The organism is Methanothermus sociabilis, from assembly GCF_055392295.1.
Window position 1 is genome coordinate 74571 of the sequence record NZ_AP042467.1, and the last position, 25242, is coordinate 99812.

Consider the following 25242-nt stretch of genomic DNA (forward strand, 5'->3'; position numbering starts at 1 on the left):
TTTTGAAAAAAAGGAAACAACGTAGAATAGCAATATATGGAAAAGGAGGGATTGGAAAATCAACCATAGTTTCAAACATTGCAGCTGCATATTCTGATAAGTATAAAGTTTTAGTAATTGGTTGTGATCCAAAATCTGATACAACACGGACATTGTATGGCTCCAGGATACCCACCGTACTACATATTTTAAAGGAAAAGAAAGAACCAAAAGTTGAAGATGTAGTGTATGTAGGATATAATGGTGTTAAATGTGTTGAATCTGGGGGTCCAGAACCTGGTGTTGGTTGTGCAGGTAGAGGAGTAATTGTAGCTATGAATTTACTTGAAAAACTCGGGGTATTTAGGGAATCTTTAGACATAATAATATATGATGTACTTGGAGATGTTGTTTGTGGAGGATTTGCTGTACCTTTACGTGAAGATTATGCAGATGAAGTTTATATAGTCACTTCGGGCGAATATATGTCATTATATGCCGCAAACAACATATGTAAAGGTATCAAAAGATTAAAAGGAAGACTTGGCGGTATCATTTGTAATTGTAGAGGTATAAAGAATGAAGTAGAAATTGTTGAAAAATTTGCAAAAAAAATAGGTAGTAAAGTTGTAGGTGTAATTCCTAGAAGTGATTTAGTCCAAAAAAGTGAAATAGAAGGAAAAACTGTAATCGAAAAGTTTCCAAAATCTGAACAAGCGAAAATATATAGAGATCTAGCGAAATCAATATATTTAAATAAAGATTTCGTTGAACCAAAACCTATGAGTATAGACGAGTTAGAAAAATTTATTAAAAATCTATATAATGTCTCATAGAGAAAGATTTTTTGCCTAAATTTTTAAATGCATTCTTAACACATGTTTTTGCTTTCTCAAAATTTTTAAAATAGAAAAGATGTGAAGGACAGTTACAATCAGAAGAACCAAAATTTTCAATGCTAACAGCATAGTTATTTAAATATTTAGCAATCTCACATTCTATTCTTTTATTGGAGATTGCAGCTATTATCTCTAATATTTTTGCATACATTAAAAAATAATCTATATGCCAATGTAATTTTTTATTGGAAGATAAATGTCTTTTCACTCTACTTTCTAAAGAATTAAGTGCTGAACCAACATACACATAATAACCTTTCTCAAAGTTTAACTTACCTAATTTTCCAACTTTTATTTTTGAATTATTTTTTAATTTCATTATTAGGCAATAACTACCTTTCATAATAAAAGGTGGAGATAATTATGAAATATGTTTTTTATGCACAAGGCCATCCAAATATAACATCAAAGCATAGAACAACATTTGAAATTACAAAAGACCCTGAAGTTAGTAAAACAGGAGATTGTATTGTAGGTGTCAAATCAACAAAAGCATTGAAAGATTTACCTGAAAATATAAAAAAAGCAATAGCAAATGAAAATTCTAAAATAAAAGTTATATTGGAAACCGAAAATGCTAAAGATGAAATAATTGGTTATGGACATCCTAATCTCACATTGAAACATCCTACAGATATTGTGTGTAGGAAAAGTAACTATATTTGCGATCGTACACTTATGATAAAAGCAAATAAAGCTGCCAAGGATCTTAATCCAAAACTCATAAAAGACTTAAAAAATGGGAAGAAACTGAAAATAAAATTAGTTGTTAAATGCAGGGGACGGGATTCGAACCCGCGAAGGGACTAACCCACCAGGCCCTCAACCTGGCGCCTTTGACCACTCGACCACCCCTGCATTTTCATTTACATGCTATAAATTCACTTTTATAAATAATTTTCGATTGGATAAATGGGCAGAAGGTGGAAGAATGGAAGCAATAATGAAAAAAGGTAGTGATGTATTGTTACAGATACATGTTATTCCATCTTCAAAAAAATTTGGTATAGAAAAATACGATTCATGGAGAAAAAGATTATATGTAACTGTTAAATCACCTGCAAGAAAAGGAAAAGCAAATAAAGAAATAATTGAAGAATTTTCTAAGCTTTTCAATAAAGAAGTTAAAATAGTTAAAGGCATAAAAAGTCGTGATAAAACTTTAGTTGTAAAAGATGTTGAATACAAAAAAATAATGGAAATTATAAGAGGAAAACTAAAATGACAGTAGTTATAGATCCTAGGACGGCAGGAATTAGCGGTAATATGGTAGTTGGGGCTTTAGTGGATATAGGAGCAAATAAGAAAAAAGTAATGAAAATAATGGAAGAAACAGGTTCTATTTTTGGTGATATTAATGTTGAAATAACTAAAACAACAAAGTCTGGAATTAAGTGTACTTATGTAAATGTGGAATCTAACGATTACAAAAAAATTAGTTATTTTGAGTTAATTGACAAATTAGAGAATTTAGAAATAAGTAAAAGAATATTAAAACTTGCAAAATCTATTTTTAAAGAAATAGCATTATGTGAGGCACGTATACATAACAAATCTATTAAAAATATAAAATTCCATAATGTTGGTGTTACAGATATTGTTGCAGATGTTTTTGGGGCTGTGTATTCTTATTTTTCTTTAGGTTTAGACAAAGAGAAAATATTTGGCCTCCCAGTGGCTTTAGGTACAAAAACTTCTTACCTTACTTTTGAATTATTAAAGAAGATCCCAACTTTTGAAAAATCTATAAATAATGAAATTTCAACGCCCACAGGTGTTGCATTGTTTAAAAAAATGTGTGATAACTTTAGAAAATCATTGCCATTAATAACTATAGATAAAATAGGTTATGGTGCTGGAAAACATGATCTAAAGGTTCCTAACATTCTAAAAATATTTAAAGGTAAAATGAATTATGAAGAAGATAATATTGCATTATTGGAAACAAACATCGATCATTTAAGTGGTGAGATTTTAGGAAATATTTTTGAAACATTGATAAATACTGGGGCTTTAGATGTTAGCATAATACCTTGTGTAATGAAAAAAAATCGTCCAGGACATATACTTAGAGTTTTATGTCGTCCAAAAGACGTGGATAAAATCTCTCAAAAAATTTTTGAAGAAACAGGAACATTGGGAATTAGAGTATTTCCTCATGTACATAGATATATAATTAAAAGAAAAAAGATTAATCTTGAAATTGATGTAAAAGGTAAAAGACAAGCTAATTTTAAGGTTAGCTTCTTAGGAAGCAAAATATTGGATGCAAGAATAGAATATGAGGATGCAAAACGTATTTCAAAAAAAACTGGCTTACCTTTAAAAGATGTGATGAGAATTGCAAATGAAGAATTTTATAGGAGGTATTCAAATGGTTAAAGCTCCAAGAGCAATTTCAATATTATCAGGAGGGTTAGATTCAGTTGTTGCACTTTTTGATTTTATCAAAAAAAATCCTAATGGAGAGGTACATGCTATAACATTTGACTATGGTCAAAAAAGTGCTGAAATGGAAATAAATGCATCAAAGAAAATATGTAAATATTTAGGAATTAAACATAGTGTTTTAAATGTAAAATGGTTAGGAAAGCTTGGAACTTCAGCATTAACAACTGATAAGGAAATACCAAAATTAAAAATATCTGATTTAGAAGATAAAGAAAAATGTGAAAAGACTGCAAAAATGGTATGGGTCCCTGCACGAAACATAGTATTTACAGCTATTGCATCAGCATTTGCAGAAGCTGAAAATGCTGAGAAAATAATAGTTGGATGGGATAGAGAAGAAGCATCCACATTCCCTGATAACTCTAAAGAATTTTTATCAGCTTTTAACAATCTTTTAGCTATAGGTACTATGAGCAATATAAATATTGAAGCTCCGCTGATTGATATGGATAAACATGAAATTGTTAAACTTGGTAAAAAATATGGTGTTCCATTTGAATTTACATATTCTTGTTATCAAGGCTTTGAAAAACATTGTGGTGTATGTGAATCATGTGTAAGGAGAAAAAGAGCATTTAAGTTGGCAAAAGTTGAAGATCCAACAGAATACATGAAATAAAATTATTTTATAGTCATTAAAGTGTCTCCTGGTTCAACATTGTCACCTTCTTCCACAAAAATTTTTTCTACAACTCCTGTACGTGGAGCTTGTATATCATTTTCCATTTTCATTGCCTCAATAACAGCAACTACATCTCCTTTTTTTACTTTATCCCCTTCTTTTACCTTTAATTTAGTTACCATACCTCGTACAGTGGAAACAACTCCTCCCTTAACCTTTTTAGGAGGCATTGGTTTTTCCAATTCTTCATGTGGTATATAACCTGTAGGAATAACTTTAACTTCATATTCATCTCCATCTATTTCTACATGGTAATGAGTAGGTATACTTAATTCTTTTTTCGGTGTTTTTTCTTCTTCTGGAGGTTCTAAAGGTTCTTCTTTTAATTCTCCTCTGAGAAATCTAGGAGCTATTGAAGGATATAAAGCAAATGTCAATACATCTTCCTCTTTTTTAATTATACCCATCTTTTCTCCATCTTTTTTATATTTTTCATATTGGGGCTCCAATAAATCTGCTGGACGGCAATCTATTGGTTTTTCATTGCCTATAACTTTTTTCTTAACTTTAGGATTTACAGGTGCTGGAGGTCTTCCATAAAATCCTCTGAAATATTCTTTTACTTCATTTGATACTAATTTATATCTTTCGCCACCAACTATATTCATAACTGCTTGTGTACCAACTATTTGGCTAGTTGGAGTAACTAATGGAGGGTAACCCATGTCTTTCCTAACTTTAGGTACTTCCTTCAACACTTCTTCAAATTTATCAAGCATATTTTGTTCTTTAAGTTGTGCAACAAGATTTGAAAGCATTCCCCCCGGTATTTGATATTTTAAAACATCTGTATCTATTCTCTCAGCGATTGGATCTATAAATTTTTTGTATTTGTCTCTGATTTTTTCAAAATACTTTTTTATTTCACTTAGGAGTTCCATATTCAATTTAGGGTCATATTTTGTATTTTTTAATGCTGCAGCGATACTTTCAGTTGGTGGTTGAGAAGCACCCCAAGATAATGGGGAAATTGCAGTATCTAATATATCCACACCTGCTTCACATGCAACATAATAACTTATTGGAGCCATTCCACTTGTACAATGACAATGCAAATTAACAAGTAAGTCTGTCTCTTCTTTTAAAGATTTAACTAATTTATATGTATCTTTTGGGGATATAAGTCCTGCCATGTCTTTTATAGCTATGGAGTCACATCCTAGGTCTTCTAACTTTTTTGCAAATTCAACATATTTATCTATAGTGTGATATGGGCTTATTGTGTAACATATTGTACCTTGTACATGCGCACCTTGTTCTTTAGCAACTTTTATTGCATGTTCCATATTACGAATATCATTAAGAGCATCAAATATTCTAAAAATATCAACACCATTTTCATATGCTTTCTCTATAAATTTTTCCACAATATCATCAGGATAATGCTTATAACCAACAAGGTTTTGTCCACGCAACAACATTTGAATTTTTGTCTTTTTTAAATTTTCCCGAATTTTTTTAAGTCTTTCCCACGGATCTTCATTTAAATATCTTATACAGACATCGAAGGTTGCTCCACCCCATGCTTCAAGTGCATAATACCCTACTTTATCCATTTTTTCAAGAATAGGTATCATGTCCCGCGTACGTAACCTGGTGGCCATAAGCGATTGGTGTGCATCTCTAAGCGCAGTTTCAACAATTTTGATACCCATGAGGATCCCTATCCTAACTTTTATTTCATGTATCTTTTCTTACTTCTTTAATAAATCTTGATAAGATTTTCTTTGGTGAAAGAGGTATAGTAGGCACTTTACTATTTCCAGGTTTCACTTTGATATGGACAAAAATTGGTCCATTACATTTTAGTACTTTTTTGAAATTTATCTCATCTTCAAAAAAGAATGTCTTTAATCCAACACTTTTTGCTATTTCACTAAGATTTACACACTTAGCATAAGTAGGTTGTGAACCAGTTGTTGAATAAGATTCATTGTCAAGGACTACAAGTATAAAATTACGTGGTTTTTGGCATGCAATAGTAACTAAACTATTTAAATTCATTAATATTGAACCATCACCATCCAATACAACAACCTTCTTATTAGGTTTTGCTAATGCTATTCCCAACCCTATTGAAGATGCCATCCCCATTGATCCAAGCATGTAAAAATTTTTACTTGAATCTTTAACATGATAAAGTTCCCTAGCAGGAAATCCTAAAGTACATACAACAATCTCATCTTTAATATCTTCCATTATTTTTTTAATGGCCTCTATTCTTTCCAAAATGACACCTCTAAAAGTATAGCTGTAGGTGTCTTATTTTCATATGCGATGTTCCAAGCCTCTACAATTTTATCTTTAGCTTCTGCAGCTGTTTCTGGTCTAAAAGTTGGAATTTTAAGAGAATGTAAAATTTTTGGTGTAGCATTTCCCATAGGCACTTGTGCTTCTATTTTTTCACCTTTTGTACCTCTATGACTTATAACCATCAATATAGGTATACCATAAAATAAATAAAGAGATGCAAGTACATTTACAGAGTTTCCCAGTCCAGAATTTTGCATCAGTATTGCAGTATTTTTTCCAGCAATGTAAGCTCCGGCAGCAATGCCAAATCCTTCTTCTTCTCTGTTTACCGGTATATGTGTTATATCTTTATCATTTTCTACTAATTCCAATACTTTAGATAAATATACACAAGGCACACTTACAACAAAGTCTATACCAGCATTTTTGATACCTTCATAGACAGCTCTACTAGGATTCAAAATTTTCACCATGTTAGTTCAATGTTGAGTTCGTCTGCTATTTCTTTCAACTTTTCAACAAGCTTTTTATCTAGCTCTATGCCTTCCTTCTCCCGTTTTTTGATATTCATTCGTTCTCGATCTCCAGGTATTAAAACATCTTTTCCTGTAGATTTTATTTCTTTAACAAATTCATCTACATTTCTTTTAAATTCTTCTATATCATAAAATTTTGAGGGATCTATAGCTATGAGTAAGTCTCCTTTTGTACACATTTGTGAAGGATCTACAGTACCTTTAACCTTAGATCCAAATTCTGCTTTAACAAGAGGACCTGCAAGAATTTCTATCATAAAACATAAAGCATATCCTTTGTGTCCTCCAAATGGTAAAATTGATCCATTTAACGCCTCATTTGGATCAGTAGTTGGATTTCCATTTTTGTCTACTGCAATACCCTCAGGTATTTTTTCATTTTTTCTTGCAGCTTCTAAAAGTTTACCTCTTGCAACCGCAGCAGTTGACATATCAACAGCAACATAATACTCATTTGATGGAATACTTATTGCTATAGGATTTGTACCTAATACTGGTATTTTACCTCCCAATGGAGCTACAGCTGGCTCTGTATTAGTCATAGTAATTCCAATCATGTCATTTTTCATTGCCATGTCTGAGTAATATCCTGCAATTCCAAAATGATTTGAATCATGTATGCCTACAATGCCGACACCAGTATTTTTAGCTTTCTCAATTGCTAATTTCATGCCTTTATATGCTACTACCTGTCCTAAGAGATGATTACCATTTATCAGTGCAACAGAGTCTGTTTCTTTTTCTATTTCAATGTTTCCTGATGTTTTTATAGTACCTAGCTTAATACCTTCAACATACTGTGGAAATCTTCCAATACCATGAGATGTAAATCCTTTCAGATCTGCATCAACAATTACATCTGCAGTTATTTTAGCATGTTCCTCAGATACTCCCAATGCATTTAGTATTTTTATTATGAGTGATCTTTCTTCTTCTGGACTTATTATCAATTTAACACCTCTTCTATACTATTGATAGCTCCAAATTAAATTGATATTATTTTGTCTTTAAATGTTTTTATTCTTAATATTTTATCTTCAGTGACTTTACCAATAATACTGGTATCTATATAATTGTTTAAAATGTTAAGAGCCTTAGAAGCATCCTTTTTCTTTACAATCACAATAAAACCTACTCCCATATTAAATACCTTATACATTTCATCCAATGGTACTCCTAATTTATAAATAGATTTAAAAATTGGTTGTGGTTCTGGTAAGTTGTCTAAATAATATCCAACATCTTCATTAAGCCTCTCTAGATTTTTAAAACCACCACCAGTTATATGCACAAGCCCATGGATCTCAACATCACTTTTTAATAATTTGAGTATTGGTTTTACGTAAATTCTTGTGGGTTTTAATAATTCATTTCCTATTTTGACATCAGGAAAACCAGGCAATGGATCATCAACATTTAAAGATTCTTCCTCAAAAAATACTTTTCTTGCCAAACTTAAACCATTACTATGAATACCATTACTTTTCATTCCAATTACAACATCGCCTACTTCTATTCTACTTCCATCAATAATCTCATTTTCGATTATTCCGATACCTGTTCCAGCAAGGTCAAACCCATTTATTATATCTGGTAAAGAAGCTGTTTCTCCACCAATTATGCCAATGTTTGACATTTTTGCTCCTTTTGCTAAACCTTTACCAATCTCTTCTGCAATTTTTGGGTCTGGTTTTTCAAATGCTAAATAATCGACCATGGCTACAGGTTTGGCTCCTACACATAGAAGGTCATTTACAATCATTGCAACACAATCTATGCCAATTGTATCATATTTTTTCATCATATTTGCAACAATGATTTTGCTACCAACACCATCCGTAGTCATTGCTATTTTTTTCTTATCAACTTCTATTACAGAAGCAAAATGACCATGTTTTCCTATAAATTTGACAAAATTAAATGTATCTTTAAGGTTTTTTGTCAATGCTAAAATTGTTTTTTCCTCTAGATTTATATCTACACCAGATTCTGAATATGTTACCACATTACCACCTCAACCAAAAACATAATTAAAACCAATTCGATTCAATATATACGTACAGCTTCTAAATTTAAAGGAGCTCTGGTTTCTATTCTGTATTTTTTGTAAATACTTGAGGCAAGATCTAATGATTTATAAGCATTGCCATGACACACTAGAATTTTCTCAGGCTTAGGTGAAAGATTATGTACATATTTCATCAATTGTTTTCTGTCAGAGTGACCACTGAATCCTTCAATTGTTTCTATTTGCATTTTGACTTTGTAAACCTTCATTTTACCATTTTCTTCAAAGGTGATATCTCTCCGATTTTTTTGTAGTCTTCTTCCTAACGAACCTTCAGCTTGATAACCAACAAAGACCAATGTATTCTTTTCATCTTCACATAACCATTTGAAATATTCTACAGAATTTCCTCCAGCTAACATTCCTGATGTTGACAATATAACACAAGGTTCTCCTTCTACGACATCTTTTCGTTCATCTGAACTACTTACCTTATTAAAAATCTCAGAAGTGAATGGATTGTATCCGTAATGAAATATTTGGTCGGAAAGAGTTTTACTGAGATATTCTGGCCTCGTTGTATGTATTGCAGTTGCTTCCCAAACCATGCCATCAACAAATATAGGTATCTCCTCTAATATTCCACTTTTAATATATTCATCAAGAACAACCATTAATTCTTGGGCTCTTCCTACAGCAAAAACAGGGATTAATACTTTACCTCCTCTTTTTATAGTATCATAAATAACTTTTATCAATCTTTTTTCTGCCATTTCTCTGCTTGGTTGAATATCTTCCTTTCCACCATATGTACTCTCCATCACAAGTGTTTCTAGTCTAGGAAAATCTGTTACTGCCGGTTCTAGTAATCTAGTTTTTTCATATTTAAAATCTCCAGTATATACAAGATTATGTTGTCCATCGCCAATATGTAAATGTAGAATTGCTGAACCTAATATATGCCCAGCATTATGCAATGTAAGTCTGATATCAGGAGTTATATCAGTAACTTCCCCATATTCAAGTGTTATAGTATGTTTCAAACATTTATTAACATCTTTGGCATTGAATGGTAATTCACGACCTTCTCTCTCAGCTATATCTATATGATCTAATTGTAGAAGAGCCATCAAATCTCGTGTTGGTGCACTACAGTATACTGGACCTCTATAACCATAATGATATAGATAAGGTACAAAACCTGAATGATCTAAATGTGCATGGGAAATTACAACGGCTTCTATTTCATCAAGAATGAACTCAGGGATATTTAAATAAGGATACGCATTTTTCTCATCATTTGCAGCTACATTGACGCCACAATCCAATAAAATTTTACTATTTGGGGTTTGTAAATATAGACAAGACCTTCCAACTTCTCTAAAACCTCCTAGAGCTGTTATTCGTGCCCAATCATTTTCATACTTGGGCTGTCTATGTATTCTACATCCTAAATTACGTAATATTTGTCTTCTTTTTTTACTTTCCCTTCTAAGTAATTTTCTAATTTTTTCAACAATTTTTGAAGGTATTGGAGGTGTTCTTAATATTTTTGGGACCCAACCAGTATGTTTTATTATACTTTTTGATGTTGAACCATGTTTGCCAATTACTAAACCAGGTTTCCTTGCTTCTACTATAACTTCACCAGTTACATCGTCAAAATATATGTTTGTAATTTTAGCTTCCTCTGGTACTATTTCTTTTATTTTTTCAATTGTCTTTTCAGGATCAAGAAGTGCTGATGCATCTGAACGTACAATTATTCTCTTTTTTAATTCTTTAGCCAATGTACGAATTAATCCACCATCTTCAGCTACTATCTCTGGATTTTTTGTGTAAACAACCAATTCAGGGCCTTCAAATTCAACTTTTGTAATTTCAACATTTTCAGGTATTTTACTTGCTATAACTTTTCTAATTTCTTTAAGAATCTCTGATGTCATAGAATCACTGGAAAATAAATTTTTAAAAAAAAGAAGAATTAGCAATCAATCTCCTTTATCTTAGATTTTATATATTTTTCATCAAACCTTTTGAATCCTTCCTTTTCAGTTACAACTGCTAATGAGATACCATCCCCAGAAAATGTATCTCTCTTTGTTGAAGATTTAATAGCACGTAAAGCAATGTTAATAGCATCTTCAACACTCATGTCTTTTTTATACCTATCTTCTAAAACCCCATAAGCTATTGGAGATCCAGAACCTGTTGAAACATATTTATCTTCAATTTTACCACCAGCAGGGTCGACAGAATAAATTTTAGGTCCGGTTTCATCTATTCCACCAATCAACATTTGAACAATAAATGGAAACATTCTACTTGCATGGAGAATATTAGATGCAATGCTTGCAGCTGCCCTAACAGTTGCAGGTTTTCCAGTCCTTAATTTATATAATCTTACTTCAGCTTTTAAATATTCTACTAATTTCTGGGCGTCGCCAACTGAACCAGCAACAGTAGTAGCAAGGTGCTCATCAATTTTAAAAATTTTATCTACAGCCTTATGGGCTATTAGGTTCCCCAAAGTTGCTCTTTTTTCACTGGCAAAAACAATGCCATCTTTGCATACTATTCCTACTGTTGTGGTGCCTTTAAAATTATTTCTATTACTCATATACACACCTCTTGATTCTATAAAAATAGAATACGCTGCATTAATTTTTTGGAAAATTCTTAACTTCTGACGCTCTCAGAATACCAATTTCCAAAATTTTAATCAGAAATGTTGTAGGTTTTTACAATAATATATATTTTATGTTTTCTTAGAGAATTGATGTTGACAACCTCCACAGAAAAAACTTTTCTGTTTCCAGCAATGAAACTACCTAACCATGTTTACAAAAATCTTATTCCAAATTAAAATTCTGTTCACAATAATAATTCTTTTAACAATTATAAAAAGTTTTCGGCTTTTTCCTTCGGAAATGAAATTCCTAATGAAATATTAAAAAAATTTGTAAAAAAAGCCTAAAAAAGATATTTTATGTGATCAATTCTGTTAGCATGTCTTTTTTCAATGCATTTTTAATTTCTCTAGCAATCCTTCGCCCCATGCTCATTCCTTCGCCATAAAGTAAGTAACTATATGGAGATCCATTCATAAATGTGTTTGTACCACCATCTGATCTTGCACTCATCTCAAAAGTTACTATTTCTAACTCATCAGTGCAAATCGTTTGAAGACAAAATGGTCCATTCATGCCAGGAGGCACAAGTTTTTTAGCAGCTTCTACAACTTTATCACCAATTTCAAATGCCTGAACTAATAAAGATTCCCTCATTACTACTGGATGGTTCCCTGTGATAACATAAGAAGGATTTATATCCATATCTAATTGATCTTTAGCAGGTATTCTCACAAGTCCATCAATATTTGATTCAAATCTTGAATCCATTCCTAATATTTCAACTTCATCTTTAAGTACGGAATAAAAATACTGAATACAAAAATTAGTACCTGTAACATATTCTTCAATGTGAGCTTTGGAAATATCGTCCTCACTAATCCAGTTTTTCTTTTTCATTATTTCTATTTTTTCATAAAATTCATCAGGTGAGGAAGCAATGAAATATCCTCTTCCTCCCCTAGCCCCTGGAAATTTAACTATCACAGGCCTATCTATTTTTTCTGGGTCATCGTATTTATATGGAATTCTTATTTTTGCTTCTTTCATCAATTTTCTTTCTAACTTTCTTTCTGATTCCCATCTTAATATCTTCCTATTTCCAAACATTGGTAAGTAAAAATCATTTTCAATGTTATCAAGGCCAGCATATGCAACAAAAGATCCATGTGGAATCACTATACTATTCATATCTCTCAATTTTTCCTGCACATTTTCATCATTTATTTCTTTAAATTCATTAACAATTATGAATTCATCTGCAACCCTAAATCTCTCATAAGGTACTTCACGACCTTTTTCACATACTACGGCAGTTCTAAATCCTTCTTTTTTTGCACCATGTAATATATGTAAAGCTGTGTGACTACCTAATGTAGCAATAGTTATTTTATCTTTCTCATATTCGTTTAATATTTCCACTATTTCCTCTTTTTTTATCATTCCTACCCAACCTAGTTTTTTAGGGTAGTTTTTTTATTTTTGATATAAAGATTATCTTTCTTGTTTATGAGAAGCAAAATTTAAATAATATATGTTACCATACTACTCATTTTGAATCCTAATTCACAATAAAATTGTTTTTACTCAACTATGAAATGGAAAAGAATTGGAGATATTTTAATATTAAACAAAAAGATTAATGATGTAGAATATTTTAAGAAAAAAGGCATTAAGACAATTGTAAAAATAGAAAAAATAGAAGGAAAAGTTAGAAAACCAGAAATAAAAATTTTATATGGCTCTGACACCGAAACTATACATAAAGAAAACAACTGTTTATTCAAACTAGATATTTCAAAAGTAATGTGGTCAAAAGGAAATACATATGAGAGAATGAGAATTGCAAAACTTGTTAATAAAGATGAGACAGTTGTAGACATGTTTGCAGGTATAGGTTACTTCTCAATACCTATAGCTGTTCATTCACAACCAAAGAAAGTATTTGCTATTGAAATAAATCCAACTGCATTTAAATATCTAAAAGAAAATATAAAACTTAATAAAGTTGAGAAGAAAGTATTTCCAATTCTTGGGGATTGCGGCAAAATAGCTCCAGAACTTGATGCAGACAGAGTAATAATGGGATATTTACCAGACCCATCCAAATATTTAGATTCTGCAATGCAATGCATATCTGATCGAGGAATTATACATTATCATGAAGCTGTACCAGATAAATTAGGTTTTAAACGCCCAATAAATAGAATAAAATCTGCAGCAAAAGATAAAGATGTTAAAATTTTACATAAGAGAGTTGTCAAGAAATATGCTCCAGGAGTTTCACATGTTGTTATTGATGCTTTAATTCATTGATTTTTTGTAGAATTTTTTTACTTAAAAATTCTTCTGAGATAAATTTAGGATAAACTGGTAATCTTTCTTTTAATTTAAATCCAGCCTCTTCAGTAAGGTTTTTTAGTTCATCAATTTCAGGCCATTTAGATTCTGGATTTACATAATCTTTTGTTATTGGTGATACACCTCCCCAATCGTCCGCACCAGCAAAAATGAATAATTGTGCAGTCTCCCTATTTAAATTTGGTGGTATTTGAACACTAACATCTGGGAAAATCAATTTTGTTACTGCAACGGTTCTTAACATTTCAATTAATGAAGGTTCTGGATAATTCTCCATCGGAGTTCCTGGTTTTGGTTTAAAATTTTGAATTATGATCTCTTGTATATGACCATATTTGTCATGAATCTTCCTTAATTTAAGCAATGATTCAATTCTTTCTTCAACTGTTTCACCAATTCCAATTAATAATCCGGTTGTAAACGGTATTTTTAATTTACCAGCATTTTCAATTGTTTTAAGTCTGAGTTTAGGATCTTTACCTGGACTATTTTTATGAGCAACAGTCTCCATTAATCTTTCACTGATATTTTCTAACATTAGACCCATCGATGCATTAACTTCTTTAAGTATTTTCAAATCTTTAAAGCTAAGTACGCCCATGTTTGTATGTGGGAGGAGAGATGTTTCTTCTAAAGTTTCATTGCATAAATAATATACATATTCCACCATGTTTTCATAACCTAGTCTATCAAGTATGTTATTCACAGGCTCAACAGAATCATCTATCTCACCCATTGTAAACAATGCTTCTTTACATCCATATTTTTCTGCTAATTTTAATTTTGACAGAACTTCTTTTGGCATCATCAAAGGTTTTTTATAATTTTCATTTCTAAAAATACAATACCCACACTTATTTCTACAAAAAGTAGTGACCGGTATAAAAACATTTTTAGAATAAGTTATGTATTTATCTTTTTTTAGAGAATAAGCTTTTCTCATTAGCTCTAATAAGTCTGAATAAAATAATTCTATTGCTTCCTTTTTATTCATGTTTTCATGCAAGGCTGGACACCACAACCTCTATGAAACATGGTCCTACATCTGCTTTATCTTTGTAGACAACAACAAATATACCTATATTATTTTTTCTTGCCAGCTTATATTCTACAATAAAATTCATTTGTTCAAAAGTCTCTTTAAGCTTTTCAATTCCCATAAAATCTGATTCAGCTTCTGGATCTATCTCTGATCTTATATTATTGTCCATCATAGCTAAAATATTTGAACCTTCTCCAGACATTAAATCTACTTCTTTAGCATCTAATTTTTCAAGTAATTTTTCTAACTCTTTTTTTATTTTTTCTCTATCCATTTTTTTACGAGATACCCCTCTGACAATTAAAATTTTTTGAGAATCAAAAAGTGGTTTTGAACCCTCAAAAGCATTGAAATGTAATAGTATCTCCTTTGCAACATTATGTATACCTATCACATAGACACCCATTAGTTATTGTTCTTTATTTTTGTTAATTTCATATCTCAATTCTTGCAATGTGGCAACTCTTTCTGCAAATGCATTGTGTTGATGTATACTTTCTTCATTTACTTGTCTAACTGTAACTATGGTATTATCTGGTAAATAGGAAAATTTTTCCACTATTTTATATAACATCTCCCTAACAGAATCCTCAACAAACATTGGTTTCTTATGTGCCATTTCTACAACTTTACTTTCATCAGGCCTTTTAAGTAACTCATAAACAGGTGAACTCATAGAACTCTCAATTATTTCTATTATGTCTTCTCCACGAACTTCATAATTTTCAGGGACTTCTATCATTATAGTGCCTCTACTTCTTTGGTTATGAGAAGCTACTGTAACATTCTTCATCACTTTTTCTACAGTATTTTCATCTAAAAACTTTAACAATCTCTGCTTATTTAATTCCTTTAGTAGTTCTTGTGCACATGGACAAACAGTTATTCCTGTTACTTCGGCACCTATCATTTTTCTTATTTTAACATCGTTTCCGTTTCTAAAACCAACAGCATTTGCTATTATTTTTACCATTTCTTGGCTCTTATTGTTTGTTACTGGTGTCCTTCTTACAATTGCAAAATCGCTTTCCATATTAACTTCTGCTCTTTGAGCATATTTGTGTTTTTTAAGTAATAAACTTGCAATTTTTGCACATAAAGACTCTAACTCTATATTTATACCATTTACAGCTTCTTCTATTACTTCACTGATTGCTTCTGGATTTCTAGACATATGAATTCCTCTTTTACTACTTGGAAGATCTACAAAAGCATTGAAAACTGGTAACATTATTATAGGTCTTTTATTTTTTCTTTCAATTTTTACAAGTTTTTTAACACCTGTAACCCCCACCCTTGTTAAAGATATGGGGATTTTGGGCAATTCGTTTTGTGTATCTGGGAAGCATGTGCTCAAAATTAACCACCCCAAAATTTAGATAATTTATGTAAGTCAATATCTTTAGGATCTTCACAGAACATGACTTCAGCATTGTATAATTCTTTAGCTCTCTTAGCTAAAAGTTTTCCACTTTTATCTTTCTGAACTACAACTAATATTTTTTCAAAATGTTTTATTTTACGTGATATTTCATTTTTAATGACTTTTATCCGTTTTTCAATATTTTTTAATGCATGTTCTGGGATGTTTGGATTTATTTCTTTCATGTCTTCTAAAGCTAAAGGTACTCCTGCAACTATTATTTGTCTTGGATCTACTCCAATATCTTGTAATCTTTTTTTAATTCTTGTATTTTGTGTAACTATCAAAATTTCTTTGGGTATTTCCTCTTCAACAGTTTTTATAACATCAAAATCTGATAATATTTTCTCTATTTTCTTTTTTACAAACATCAAATTATTACAAAATTCTTGAGCATCTTTACCTTTAATTTTTCTTGAAGGTAAAGTTTTATAAATAAAAGTTTCAGACTCTAACAACTTATTTATTGCATCATTGAGAGTTTCTATATCTATTTGACCTTCTTTAACTTTATTTATTGTGATTTTATCTTTGCTTTTTATTTTAGGTTTGGATTTGCTAGCTTTTTTAATTAATCTTTCGCATTGTTTTATTCTTATTCTATCCATCTTCATACCTCTATATTTTGAAAAAATTGGATATAATACTTTTTATTTCAGAATATAATTTTTTAACTCTTATTTTAACTTTTTTAGCTTCTTTAAATCCATCCAAAATTCTCAAATTTGAAAACTGATCCATCCCCAATAATTCAGGATTTGAATATAATATAAACATCAAATTTGAATATTTTAATGCTTTTAAATTATAGCCTCCCTCTAACACGCACATAATAGGTAAATTAAATTTTCTAAGGAATTTGGCGATCCATGCGTAAAATTTTTCAGTTAAATTAATACTACCTAAAGGATCCCTTTTGTGTGCATCAAAACCTGCCTCTATTAATATTATTTCTGGCTTAAAATCATCGATTATTGGTGGGATAATTTCACTTAATATCCATATGTAATCATTATCATCAGAGTTAGGAGGCATGGGGATATTTATATTATATCCCTCTCCTTCATTTTTACCAATTTCATCTATAAATCCGCAGCTAGGAAATATTGTTTTAGGATCTTGATGTATGGAAATGTATAAGACGCTAGGATCTTCATAATATATTTCTGCTGTTCCATTACCATAATGAAGGTCGAAATCCAATATTAAAAAATTTTTAAATTTATTTCTCAAATTTTCAAGTCCTATTGCCAAATTATTAAAAATACAAAAACCCATGGCCTTATTTTTTGTTGCATGGTGTCCCGGTGGTCTTGATATGGAATATACCCACTTTTTACCATTTATTATTAATTTTGATGCTTCTATTGCTCCACCAGCAGCCAGAGAAGCAACATCATATGTATAGGATGTGGCATATGTATCAAAGTCTAAATAGCCTCCTCCTTTCTTACAAAATTCCTTTATGTAATTAATATAATGAAGTTCGTGAACTTTTTTTAAGTCATCGATTTTTGCCCTTTTTGGTTTATATACTTCCAAATGCTTAATAATTCCCTTTTCATGTAAAATATTTAATATTGCCTCAGTTCTATTTTTATTTTCGATATGATTTGGATTGTTATGAAGATTATATTTTTTACTATATATTATTGACATTATGATCACTTAATTAAGACTATCAATCACTAACTATTGCCCTCCAATATTTCACATGAATTCATGTTTTCCTTTACAACATTTAGTACAATTTGTGTATATGTGCGTACAACTTTTGGCTCTTTAAGTAAATTTTTAATAAAATTATCTAATTCACTAGTATTTTTAAATCTAGCAATTATTACAACATCAAATTCTCCCGTGACATCATATATGCACAATATATTCTTATTAGATGAATATGATTTTAGATCCTCTAAAAACCCACTTTTTGCTTTTATACCTATAATCACTGTGAGATCATAACCTAATTTTGAATGATCAATAACTGGCATGAACTTCTTTATTACACCTTTATCCATCAGTTTTTTAATTCTGTTATGTACAGTGCCAACTGAAATATTTAATTTTCTTGATATTTCTCGGTAAGACATTCTTCCATCGTTATTTAGCAAATTTATTATTTTTTTATCTATCTCATCCAACATAACGTTGTTTTTATTTTTTGGAGACATTCCACCACTCTCTGAACAATTTATAAAATTATTTTTTATTTTATTTATTTGTTTAATTTAAGATAAATATTTAACATTATTTGTTTAAACAAAATATTGTTGTTTTTTATTTAATAATGAAAAATAGATAATAAAAATCTATATATAAAGTTAGCACAAAATATTCAACCAAGTCATAAGAACCACGGCTTTTTAAATATATTATTTTTTGTGGAGGAAAATGAATGCATGAAGTCTCAATGGCAAATGCTATTGTTGAAACTGTAATTAATTCTGCCAAAAAAAATAATGCTAATAAAATTTTAGAAGTGAAGATCGAAGTTGGTGAATTAACATTGTTAAATCCAGAACAGCTAAAATTTTGCCTTGAAACTTTAAGTAAGGATACTATTCTAGAAAATACAAAGTTTAAAATACAAAAAAATCCTGCAAGAATTTCTTGTAATTGCTGTGGTTATGAAGGTAAGGTAAAAATAGATGATAATTCAGATCACTATTTGGCATTTGTTTCCTGTCCTAAATGTGGATGTATGGATATAAAAATACTTTCAGGAAGAGAATGCAATGTAAAGAGTATAAAAATTGAGAAGGGGGATTAAATGCATAAAATAGCTGAGGTAGAGGTAGAAAAGGATATAATAATGGCAAATAAAAAATTAGCAAGGAAAAACCAACGTTTATTAAATCAAAAAAATGTTTTTGCCATCGATGTCCTAGGAGCCATTGGTTCTGGAAAAACAGCTCTAATTGAAAAATTGATAGAAAAAATGAACAAAAAAATCGCTGTTATAGCAGGAGATGTCGTAAGTAAATATGATGCCAAAAGAATTGAAAAACTTAATGTACCAGTAGTGGGTGTGAACACTGGTAAGGAGTGTCATTTAGATGCCCATTTAGTTGAACATGCACTAGAAGAAATACCTTTAGATGAAATTGAAGTATTGTTTATTGAAAATGTAGGAAACTTAATCTGTCCTGTAGATTTTGAATTGGGATCACATCTAAGAATGGTCGTGATAAGCACTTCTGAAGGAGATGACATAATAAAAAAACATCCTCATATATTTAAAGAGGCTGACATTGTAGTAATAAATAAGATAGATATCGCAGAATTTGTAGGTTCTGACATAAATAAGATGGTTAAAGATGTGAAAAAACTTAATCCTACTGCCAAAGTTATTAAAACTTCTGTAAAAACTGGTGAAGGTATAGATGATGTAAAGAATGCAATACTTGAATTTATGGGCAAATAATGGTGAAGAGATGAAAGTATGGATTGACATGACAAACACACCGCATGTAAGATTCTTCAAAAAAATAATAGAACATTTAGAAAAAAATGGAGAAGAAGTTATAATAACTACACGTAAACTTCATGGAATACATGAATTACTTAAAGAATTTGGCTTTGAATTTATATCAATAGGTAAACATAAAGCAACATTAAAAGATAAATTGATAGAAAGTACATATAGAGCTTATAGGTTATCAAAATTAATATCAAAATTAAAACCAGATGTAGCCGTGTCCAAACATTCTATAGAACTTCCAAGAGTTGCTTTTGGTCTTAAAATACCTATAGTATATGTACTAGATAACGAACATGCAATAAAAGCTAATAAACTTACTTTACCTCTTTGTGAAACTATAATACTACCTAAAGTAATAAATGTCTGGGATATAATAAAATGTGGAGCAGATCCTAATTCTTTAGTTAGATATAATGGAACTTCAGAAATTTTACATTTTGAAGATCATGAATATGATGAGAATATATTGGAAAAATTAGGAATAGAAAGAAATAAAGACCATATTATTTTAATGCGGCCAGAACCAATAAAAGCATCTTATTTTAAAGCTAGTCATGATACATCAATATTGATACCTGTAATTGAAAAATTAAGAGATTATGCTGACATACTTGTGTTGCCAAGATCTGAAAAACAAAAAAAGATGTTTGAAAAACAAGGCGTAGTGGTTTTAAAACCACCTATAGATACATTTAGTTTAATAAAAAAATGTGATCTGATGATCGGAGCAGGAGGCACTATGAACCGTGAAGCAGCTTTATTAGGTACTCCAGTAATTTCATGTTATCCAGGAAAAATATTAGCTGTAGATAAATTTTATATAGAAAAGGGGCTCATGTACCACTCTTTAGATCCTAAAAAAATTGTAGAGTTAGCATTAAAATTACTTGGTGACAAACCCAAAAAAATCAAATTGGAAACAGACAATCTCTTTAAAATAATAATAAATAAAATTTATGAAGCATGTGAAAATTAATGGACTGGCCGGGATTTGAACCCGGGGCCTTCGCCATGCCAAGGCGACGCTCTACCAAGCTGAGCTACCAGCCCATCAAAATATATGTAAATAAGACCTAAATATAAATATTACGTTTTTTTACTTTTAAATTTTTTGCGGTGTTTGTTGCTAAGATATGTGCCAATCTTACTGGTTCAGGTACTTTATACCTAATTAATTTTGAAATTATTTGTTCACAGGTCTTAAGAGACACTTTATGTCCTACACTCACATACACATCTCCTACTTTTACTCCTAAAACTTCACCTTGATAAAATATTTTATTATTCTTTACTTTTGCACCTCTTATCAATTTTTTTGCTACACCTATACTTGGGATATCTAATAAAACTCCAATATGAGAAGCAAGTCCAAAACGTCTTGGATGTAATATTCCATTTCCATCCACAACTAACGCATCAAAATTATTTTTTAATTTTTTAATTACAGATATTATAGCATCTGCCTCCCTAAATCCTAAAAAGCCAGAAATATATGGAAAAAATAAATTAGTTATTTCTGTCTTTTTTTCAATAATTTTTAAATCGTTAAAATCAACTATAACTGCAGCAGAAACTGCAAAATTATTTACAGGGAATGATACATCTACTCCGGCAACTGTATTAACTTCATCTAAATAATTTTTCCTTATAACCTTTTTTGAAAGATTGGACTGTATATTTGCTAACTCATCCAACAATCTATAACTTATCATCTTTAAGCTGCTTTCAGCCATTCTGAAGCTTTTCAACTATTTCTTCACAAGCAGGTACAAAAGGATCAACCACAGTTGACAATGGTGGTGCATAAGAAAATTCCATTTCACATAAATCGCTACATTTCAAATGTTGTGAAATTGCAATTGACATTGCATCTATTCTTTCTGAAACTCCCTCTTTTGCAATTACTTGGCATCCAATTATCTTTCCATCCTTATTACATACAATTTTTACATAAATCCTTTCAGCTCCTGGATAATATCTAGCCCTTGTAAGAGCTTTACTCATACCACATACAGTCTCTATATTATGATATTTAGCATTAATCTCTGTCATTCCAACTGATCCAAATTCTAGATTACCTATACGTGATACCATAGCATTCAATACTGGACGAAATCTACACTTCTTACCTATGATATTTTTGGCAGCTACTTTTGCTTGTCTAACTGCAGTTGATCCCAATGGAGATAATGTATTTTCACCTGTTATGAAATCTTTTACCTCAACACAATCTCCAACCGCATAAATATTTCTCACAGAAGTCTGCATTTTCTCATTTACTTTTATTCCCCATTTTCCTATTTTAATCCCTGCTTTTTTTGCTAAAGATATATTAGGTTTAACACCTGTTGCCAATAATACCATATCGGTATTAATTTTTTTATTATTTAATTTTACAGCGTTTACTCTTTTTTCACCTATTATTTTTTTTACGGTTTTACCAACTAATACATTTACTCCTAATTTCTCCAAATATTTTTGAATTATTTTTGCCATTTCAGGATCTAAAGATCTTGGAACAACTTGTGAAGCCATTTCTATAATATCAACTTCCGGTATTAAATGTTTTAATCCATATGCCATCTCTATTCCTATAAGACCAGCGCCAATTACTGTCGCATGTTCACAATTTTCTGCCCATTTTTTTATTTTAATTCCATCTTCAAGAGTTCTAACTGTAAAAACACCTTCTAGATTAACACCAGGTATTGGAGGGACTGCTGGAATTCCACCAGTAGCTATAACAAGATAATCATATTTTAGTTCTTTTATTTTTGTATCATCAAGTCTTTTATATTTAATTAAGTTCTTAGCAGGTGAAATTTCAATTACTTCTGTTTCAGTTAATATATTAATATCTTTATCCAAATAATATTCGATATCATGCATTATAATTTCATCAAAGCTTTTTATTTTCCCTGAGAGGACATAAGGTATTGCACAAGGAGAATAAGCAACATATTTATCTTTTGTGATAACTATTATTTCGATTTCTTTGTTGTATTTTCTTATATTAGAAGCTGTGGATAACCCACCTGCACCACTGCCAATTATGACCACTCTCATAACGTCACCTTACCTAAAAAATGATACCTTTTCCAATACTGAATGTAATATTTATAAGGACTATTAAAACCAATATTATGCCAATGCAATTTGTTATAGATTTTGCAACATCTTTTGAAATATTTAAATGTTTTAACAATTCTTCAAACATCAATCCACCATCTAAAGGCTTTATAGGTAGTAAGTTAAAAGATCCTATCCCTAAATTTAAAATTTGTATCCAAGAAAGTAATATACTAAACTCTAATAAAAATGAAAATAATGGTGCATAACTTTCAAGTCCTTTTTTAGGTACATAATTTTCCATACTTCTTATACCCATATATCCTCTTTTCGGATCTTCCGGTTTATGAGCCGTGACTAAAGTATATGTTCCTTTATCAGTCTGAATTTTTATTTTTTCACCTGGTTTTAATTTACTTACTACTGCAAAATAGCTTGAAAAATTATTTGTGGGGTGATCATTGATAGCATGTATAACCATCCCACTTTTTAAAACCTTCGATGCAGGGGATCCAGGTACAACATCTGTAATTTTCATTCCATCTGGATGAAGTGCTGCAGGAATTACAAAATTTCCAATTAAGAAGGCAATTGCTAAACATATTAATGCTAAAGTGATGTTTGCAACCGACCCTGCAGCATATATCCTAAGTTTAGATATTCTTTTAGCTTTTTTCATGTCATTTTCATCAGGCTCTACAAATGCTCCAGGAAGTATGGCTAAAAGCATTACTCCAATGGATTTTATTCTAACTCCTTCTACTCTGGCTAATATTCCATGTGCTAACTCATGCACTACTAAAACAGTTACTAATGCTATTATTCCATACCCTAAAGGCACATATATCTGTGATCCGGGCATGTCAACGCCAGGCACGACAACTGAAACTGCAGGTTTTTTAAATACTGTTTTTAATGAATAAAAAAGAAATACTGTTGTCACAACCATGGTAATAAATGCAACCACAATTCCAACATTCATATACCATTTCCAGAATTTTTTATGTCTTTTAGCGATTCTATCTATAAATTCTCTCATTCTTTTTGTTTTTCTCATCATTAATAATCCATGAATTTCAATTTTCAATTTGTCCCTAAAGATTATTCCAAATGTCCAAACAATGAGAAAAAATATCAGATAAAAATGCAAAGCATCCATTATTACACCCCTAATGTAAATGAATTAAATAATATTACATCACATTCTTCACCTTTATATATACCTTCAACATTTTCATCCACTACTATATAACAGTTTGCTTTCACCATAGATCTTATTATACCAGAGCCTTTACTTAAAATTGGTGTAACATATTTGTCATCTGCAATGCCTCTAACAAAAGTTGTTCTTCCCAGGCTTGATATTATCTTCTTCTTTGTTATTCTTTTAACTATTTGATGTTCAAAATCTATGCCTTGCATCCTAAGGAGGTAAGGTCTTACAAAAATATCAAATTGTACCATTGCAGCCACTGGATATCCTGAAAGCATGAAAATAGGTGTACCATCAATTTTTCCAAATGCCATGGCTTTTCCTGGTTGTATTGCAGTGCCATGGAAAAATACTTTACCAATCTCATCTACAGTGTCTACAACAATGTCACTTTCACTCACTGCGGTTCCACCAGTAGTTATTATTAAGTCATATTTTTCTTTAGCTTCTAAAAGCATTTCTTTAAGCTGGGTAGGGTTGTCATTACAGTGTTTAACATTTGGAATTGCATTAGTACTTTTTACCATTCCTAACATAATATACTTGTTGGAATTAATTATTTCTCCAAGTTTTAAACTCTCTTTGGGTTCTACTAATTCATCCCCAGTTACTATTATATTTACTTTGGGTCTTTTATATACCTCAATTTTAGAATAACCAGCAGATGCTAATGCTCCAAGTTCTTGAGATCTCAATATTTGCCCTTTTTTTATAACTTTATCACCACGTTTTATATCTTCTCCTTTCAAAGACACATTTTCTAAGGGTGTTACTCTTTTTGTGATGAGAATTTTATCATCATTTTTTTCTAAAACATATTCTTCCATTATCACTGCATTTGCACCAGGAGGTAGTGGTGCACCAGTATTAACTTTAATTGCTTCTCCAGAATTTATTTTTTTATTTGATGCACTTCCTGCAGATATTCTATCTATAACTTTCAATTCTACAGGATTATCTTCAGAAGCTTGAAAAGTATCTTCAGCTTTAACTGCATAACCATCCATTGCAGCTCTATCAAAAGGTGGTGAATCTAGTTTTGAGACAATGTCTTTAGCACAAATTCTCTTATATGCATTTTCTAATCTTACAACCTCCAAATCTAATATTTTTTGTTCTTTTTCTAGTATTTTATATACTTCATTAATTGAAAAAAGTTTTGTAAAAAACAATTAATCACCTCCATTAGTAAAAACTTTTTAACAAATTTAA

At 30.6% G+C, this 25242-nt stretch carries 28 protein-coding genes and 2 tRNA genes; 9 read left to right on the forward strand and 21 right to left on the reverse strand.

Translation table 11 applies throughout. From position 1 onward, the window contains the following. Window positions 1-2 precede the first annotated feature (2 nt). On the forward strand, window positions 3-815 hold the full coding sequence (gene cfbC / locus ACZ5LY_RS00410) for a Ni-sirohydrochlorin a,c-diamide reductive cyclase ATP-dependent reductase subunit (protein ID WP_013413460.1): 813 nt from the start codon (window positions 3-5) through the stop codon (window positions 813-815). Here cfbC and ACZ5LY_RS00415 read toward each other — a convergent pair. Further along, a complete protein-coding gene (locus ACZ5LY_RS00415; RefSeq protein WP_013413461.1) occupies window positions 790-1221 on the reverse strand; it encodes a GIY-YIG nuclease family protein in 432 nt (143 codons plus the stop codon). The genes cfbC and ACZ5LY_RS00415 overlap by 26 nt on opposite strands. Before the next feature lie 20 nt (window positions 1222-1241). Between ACZ5LY_RS00415 and ACZ5LY_RS00420 the strand changes: the two genes are divergently transcribed. After that, window positions 1242-1688, forward strand: coding sequence for a DUF371 domain-containing protein (locus ACZ5LY_RS00420; RefSeq protein ID WP_013413462.1), 447 nt, complete (start codon window positions 1242-1244; stop codon window positions 1686-1688). Here ACZ5LY_RS00420 and ACZ5LY_RS00425 read toward each other — a convergent pair. Continuing rightward, window positions 1653-1736, reverse strand: a tRNA-Leu gene (locus ACZ5LY_RS00425). The genes ACZ5LY_RS00420 and ACZ5LY_RS00425 overlap by 36 nt on opposite strands. Window positions 1737-1809: 73 nt before the next feature. On the opposite strand from ACZ5LY_RS00425, the gene ACZ5LY_RS00430 reads away from it, so the two are divergent. Genes ACZ5LY_RS00430 through queC form a run of 3 tightly spaced genes read left to right on the forward strand, consistent with a single transcriptional unit; the run spans window position 1810 to window position 3948 of the window. Then, the gene (locus ACZ5LY_RS00430; RefSeq protein ID WP_013413463.1) at window positions 1810-2103 is read left to right on the forward strand and encodes a DUF167 domain-containing protein; all 294 of its coding nucleotides are present in this window, start codon (window positions 1810-1812) and stop codon (window positions 2101-2103) included. Beyond that, entirely contained in the window at window positions 2100-3260 is a 1161-nt protein-coding gene (larC2, locus tag ACZ5LY_RS00435; RefSeq protein WP_464577618.1) for a nickel pincer cofactor biosynthesis protein LarC2, read from the forward strand. The genes ACZ5LY_RS00430 and larC2 overlap by 4 nt, the downstream gene beginning before the upstream one ends. Then, window positions 3253-3948: a 7-cyano-7-deazaguanine synthase QueC gene (gene queC, locus ACZ5LY_RS00440; protein ID WP_013413465.1), complete on the forward strand. Its 696-nt coding sequence runs from the start codon at window positions 3253-3255 to the stop codon at window positions 3946-3948. Before larC2 ends, queC begins: the two co-directional genes overlap by 8 nt. A 2-nt stretch (window positions 3949-3950) precedes the next feature. Here the strand turns inward: queC and oadA are convergent, their stop codons facing one another. The 8 genes from oadA to ACZ5LY_RS00480 form a co-directional block, all read right to left on the reverse strand. Further along, a complete protein-coding gene (gene oadA / locus ACZ5LY_RS00445) occupies window positions 3951-5666 on the reverse strand; it encodes a sodium-extruding oxaloacetate decarboxylase subunit alpha (protein ID WP_464577620.1) in 1716 nt (571 codons plus the stop codon). Window positions 5667-5691: 25 nt separating this feature from the next. Beyond that, window positions 5692-6240, reverse strand: a complete 549-nt coding sequence (gene comE / locus ACZ5LY_RS00450) for a sulfopyruvate decarboxylase subunit beta (protein WP_013413467.1) — start codon at window positions 6238-6240, stop codon at window positions 5692-5694. Next, window positions 6228-6737, reverse strand: coding sequence for a sulfopyruvate decarboxylase subunit alpha (comD, locus tag ACZ5LY_RS00455; RefSeq protein WP_464577622.1), 510 nt, complete (start codon window positions 6735-6737; stop codon window positions 6228-6230). The genes comE and comD overlap by 13 nt, the downstream gene beginning before the upstream one ends. Next, window positions 6731-7750, reverse strand: a complete 1020-nt coding sequence (gene comC, locus ACZ5LY_RS00460) for an L-sulfolactate dehydrogenase (protein ID WP_013413469.1) — start codon at window positions 7748-7750, stop codon at window positions 6731-6733. The genes comD and comC overlap by 7 nt, the downstream gene beginning before the upstream one ends. 35 nt (window positions 7751-7785) lie before the next feature. Continuing rightward, entirely contained in the window at window positions 7786-8805 is a 1020-nt protein-coding gene (gene purM, locus ACZ5LY_RS00465; RefSeq protein WP_464577624.1) for a phosphoribosylformylglycinamidine cyclo-ligase, read from the reverse strand. 41 nt (window positions 8806-8846) lie between these two features. Continuing rightward, window positions 8847-10754, reverse strand: a complete 1908-nt coding sequence (locus ACZ5LY_RS00470) for a beta-CASP ribonuclease aCPSF1 (protein ID WP_048060646.1) — start codon at window positions 10752-10754, stop codon at window positions 8847-8849. 38 nt (window positions 10755-10792) lie between these two features. Next, window positions 10793-11428, reverse strand: coding sequence for an archaeal proteasome endopeptidase complex subunit beta (psmB, locus tag ACZ5LY_RS00475; RefSeq protein WP_013413472.1), 636 nt, complete (start codon window positions 11426-11428; stop codon window positions 10793-10795). A gap of 367 nt (window positions 11429-11795) precedes the next feature. Beyond that, complete coding sequence (locus ACZ5LY_RS00480) at window positions 11796-12881, reverse strand: formate--phosphoribosylaminoimidazolecarboxamide ligase (RefSeq protein ID WP_013413473.1); 1086 nt, start codon at window positions 12879-12881, stop codon at window positions 11796-11798. Window positions 12882-13031: 150 nt separating this feature from the next. Here ACZ5LY_RS00480 and ACZ5LY_RS00485 point away from each other — a divergent pair, with 150 nt between their 5' ends. Then, window positions 13032-13754 (forward strand): class I SAM-dependent methyltransferase, encoded by a 723-nt coding sequence (locus ACZ5LY_RS00485; RefSeq protein ID WP_464577627.1) that lies wholly within the window; start codon window positions 13032-13034, stop codon window positions 13752-13754. Here ACZ5LY_RS00485 and cofG read toward each other — a convergent pair. From cofG to ACZ5LY_RS00515, 6 genes are read right to left on the reverse strand one after another with little or no spacing between them, the layout of a single operon-like run. After that, window positions 13732-14793 carry a 7,8-didemethyl-8-hydroxy-5-deazariboflavin synthase subunit CofG gene (gene cofG, locus ACZ5LY_RS00490; protein ID WP_013413475.1) on the reverse strand — a complete coding sequence of 354 codons (1062 nt, stop codon included), beginning with the start codon at window positions 14791-14793 and terminating at the stop codon, window positions 13732-13734. The two genes, ACZ5LY_RS00485 and cofG, sit on opposite strands and share 23 nt — an antisense overlap. A 4-nt stretch (window positions 14794-14797) precedes the next feature. Further along, complete coding sequence (locus ACZ5LY_RS00495) at window positions 14798-15235, reverse strand: DUF2120 family protein (protein ID WP_464577629.1); 438 nt, start codon at window positions 15233-15235, stop codon at window positions 14798-14800. A 15-nt stretch (window positions 15236-15250) separates the two neighbouring features. Further along, the gene (gene mptA / locus ACZ5LY_RS00500; RefSeq protein ID WP_013413477.1) at window positions 15251-16198 is read right to left on the reverse strand and encodes a GTP cyclohydrolase MptA; all 948 of its coding nucleotides are present in this window, start codon (window positions 16196-16198) and stop codon (window positions 15251-15253) included. Between the two features lie 2 nt (window positions 16199-16200). Continuing rightward, window positions 16201-16872 (reverse strand): DUF2100 domain-containing protein, encoded by a 672-nt coding sequence (locus tag ACZ5LY_RS00505; protein WP_013413478.1) that lies wholly within the window; start codon window positions 16870-16872, stop codon window positions 16201-16203. A gap of 10 nt (window positions 16873-16882) precedes the next feature. Further along, window positions 16883-17923 (reverse strand): histone deacetylase family protein, encoded by a 1041-nt coding sequence (locus tag ACZ5LY_RS00510; protein WP_464577632.1) that lies wholly within the window; start codon window positions 17921-17923, stop codon window positions 16883-16885. Window positions 17924-17952: 29 nt separating this feature from the next. Then, complete coding sequence (locus tag ACZ5LY_RS00515) at window positions 17953-18438, reverse strand: Lrp/AsnC family transcriptional regulator (RefSeq protein ID WP_464577634.1); 486 nt, start codon at window positions 18436-18438, stop codon at window positions 17953-17955. Between the two features lie 224 nt (window positions 18439-18662). On the opposite strand from ACZ5LY_RS00515, the gene hypA reads away from it, so the two are divergent. From hypA to ACZ5LY_RS00530, 3 genes are read left to right on the forward strand one after another with little or no spacing between them, the layout of a single operon-like run. Further along, window positions 18663-19037, forward strand: coding sequence for a hydrogenase maturation nickel metallochaperone HypA (hypA, locus tag ACZ5LY_RS00520; RefSeq protein ID WP_013413481.1), 375 nt, complete (start codon window positions 18663-18665; stop codon window positions 19035-19037). Beyond that, window positions 19038-19691: a hydrogenase nickel incorporation protein HypB gene (gene hypB / locus ACZ5LY_RS00525; RefSeq protein WP_013413482.1), complete on the forward strand. Its 654-nt coding sequence runs from the start codon at window positions 19038-19040 to the stop codon at window positions 19689-19691. 10 nt (window positions 19692-19701) lie between these two features. Beyond that, window positions 19702-20724 (forward strand): DUF354 domain-containing protein, encoded by a 1023-nt coding sequence (locus ACZ5LY_RS00530; RefSeq protein WP_464577637.1) that lies wholly within the window; start codon window positions 19702-19704, stop codon window positions 20722-20724. Here the strand turns inward: ACZ5LY_RS00530 and ACZ5LY_RS00535 are convergent. The 5 genes from ACZ5LY_RS00535 to ACZ5LY_RS00555 all read right to left on the reverse strand — a co-directional run bounded on the left by ACZ5LY_RS00535 (window position 20725) and on the right by ACZ5LY_RS00555 (window position 25202). Then, window positions 20725-20798, reverse strand: a tRNA-Ala gene (locus ACZ5LY_RS00535). A 23-nt stretch (window positions 20799-20821) separates the two neighbouring features. Further along, the gene (locus ACZ5LY_RS00540; RefSeq protein ID WP_464577639.1) at window positions 20822-21481 is read right to left on the reverse strand and encodes an endonuclease V; all 660 of its coding nucleotides are present in this window, start codon (window positions 21479-21481) and stop codon (window positions 20822-20824) included. Continuing rightward, window positions 21474-22814, reverse strand: coding sequence for an NAD(P)/FAD-dependent oxidoreductase (locus tag ACZ5LY_RS00545; RefSeq protein WP_464577641.1), 1341 nt, complete (start codon window positions 22812-22814; stop codon window positions 21474-21476). Before ACZ5LY_RS00545 ends, ACZ5LY_RS00540 begins: the two co-directional genes overlap by 8 nt. Before the next feature lie 13 nt (window positions 22815-22827). After that, window positions 22828-23976 (reverse strand): site-2 protease family protein, encoded by a 1149-nt coding sequence (locus ACZ5LY_RS00550; protein WP_464577643.1) that lies wholly within the window; start codon window positions 23974-23976, stop codon window positions 22828-22830. 2 nt (window positions 23977-23978) lie between these two features. Then, on the reverse strand, window positions 23979-25202 hold the full coding sequence (locus ACZ5LY_RS00555) for a molybdopterin molybdotransferase MoeA (protein WP_013413487.1): 1224 nt from the start codon (window positions 25200-25202) through the stop codon (window positions 23979-23981). Between the last annotated feature and the right edge of the window lie 40 nt (window positions 25203-25242).

Bases quoted from the DNA above. Each gene is read 5' to 3' on its own strand.
- ACZ5LY_RS00415 (WP_013413461.1), bottom strand. From the start codon at position 1,221: ATGAAAGGTAGTTATTGCCTAATAATGAAATTAAAAAATAATTCAAAA.
- ACZ5LY_RS00420 (WP_013413462.1), top strand. From the start codon at position 1,242: ATGAAATATGTTTTTTATGCACAAGGCCATCCAAATATAACATCAAAG.
- ACZ5LY_RS00430 (WP_013413463.1), top strand. From the start codon at position 1,810: ATGGAAGCAATAATGAAAAAAGGTAGTGATGTATTGTTACAGATACAT.
- larC2 (WP_464577618.1), top strand. From the start codon at position 2,100: ATGACAGTAGTTATAGATCCTAGGACGGCAGGAATTAGCGGTAATATG.
- queC (WP_013413465.1), top strand. From the start codon at position 3,253: ATGGTTAAAGCTCCAAGAGCAATTTCAATATTATCAGGAGGGTTAGAT.
- oadA (WP_464577620.1), bottom strand. From the start codon at position 5,666: ATGGGTATCAAAATTGTTGAAACTGCGCTTAGAGATGCACACCAATCG.
- comD (WP_464577622.1), bottom strand. From the start codon at position 6,737: ATGGTGAAAATTTTGAATCCTAGTAGAGCTGTCTATGAAGGTATCAAA.
- ACZ5LY_RS00470 (WP_048060646.1), bottom strand. From the start codon at position 10,754: ATGACATCAGAGATTCTTAAAGAAATTAGAAAAGTTATAGCAAGTAAA.
- psmB (WP_013413472.1), bottom strand. From the start codon at position 11,428: ATGAGTAATAGAAATAATTTTAAAGGCACCACAACAGTAGGAATAGTA.
- ACZ5LY_RS00480 (WP_013413473.1), bottom strand. From the start codon at position 12,881: ATGATAAAAAAAGAGGAAATAGTGGAAATATTAAACGAATATGAGAAA.
- ACZ5LY_RS00485 (WP_464577627.1), top strand. From the start codon at position 13,032: ATGAAATGGAAAAGAATTGGAGATATTTTAATATTAAACAAAAAGATT.
- cofG (WP_013413475.1), bottom strand. From the start codon at position 14,793: ATGAATAAAAAGGAAGCAATAGAATTATTTTATTCAGACTTATTAGAG.
- ACZ5LY_RS00505 (WP_013413478.1), bottom strand. From the start codon at position 16,872: ATGGATAGAATAAGAATAAAACAATGCGAAAGATTAATTAAAAAAGCT.
- ACZ5LY_RS00510 (WP_464577632.1), bottom strand. From the start codon at position 17,923: ATGTCAATAATATATAGTAAAAAATATAATCTTCATAACAATCCAAAT.
- ACZ5LY_RS00515 (WP_464577634.1), bottom strand. From the start codon at position 18,438: ATGTCTCCAAAAAATAAAAACAACGTTATGTTGGATGAGATAGATAAA.
- hypA (WP_013413481.1), top strand. From the start codon at position 18,663: ATGCATGAAGTCTCAATGGCAAATGCTATTGTTGAAACTGTAATTAAT.
- hypB (WP_013413482.1), top strand. From the start codon at position 19,038: ATGCATAAAATAGCTGAGGTAGAGGTAGAAAAGGATATAATAATGGCA.
- ACZ5LY_RS00530 (WP_464577637.1), top strand. From the start codon at position 19,702: ATGAAAGTATGGATTGACATGACAAACACACCGCATGTAAGATTCTTC.
- ACZ5LY_RS00540 (WP_464577639.1), bottom strand. From the start codon at position 21,481: ATGGCTGAAAGCAGCTTAAAGATGATAAGTTATAGATTGTTGGATGAG.
- ACZ5LY_RS00545 (WP_464577641.1), bottom strand. From the start codon at position 22,814: ATGAGAGTGGTCATAATTGGCAGTGGTGCAGGTGGGTTATCCACAGCT.
- ACZ5LY_RS00550 (WP_464577643.1), bottom strand. From the start codon at position 23,976: ATGGATGCTTTGCATTTTTATCTGATATTTTTTCTCATTGTTTGGACA.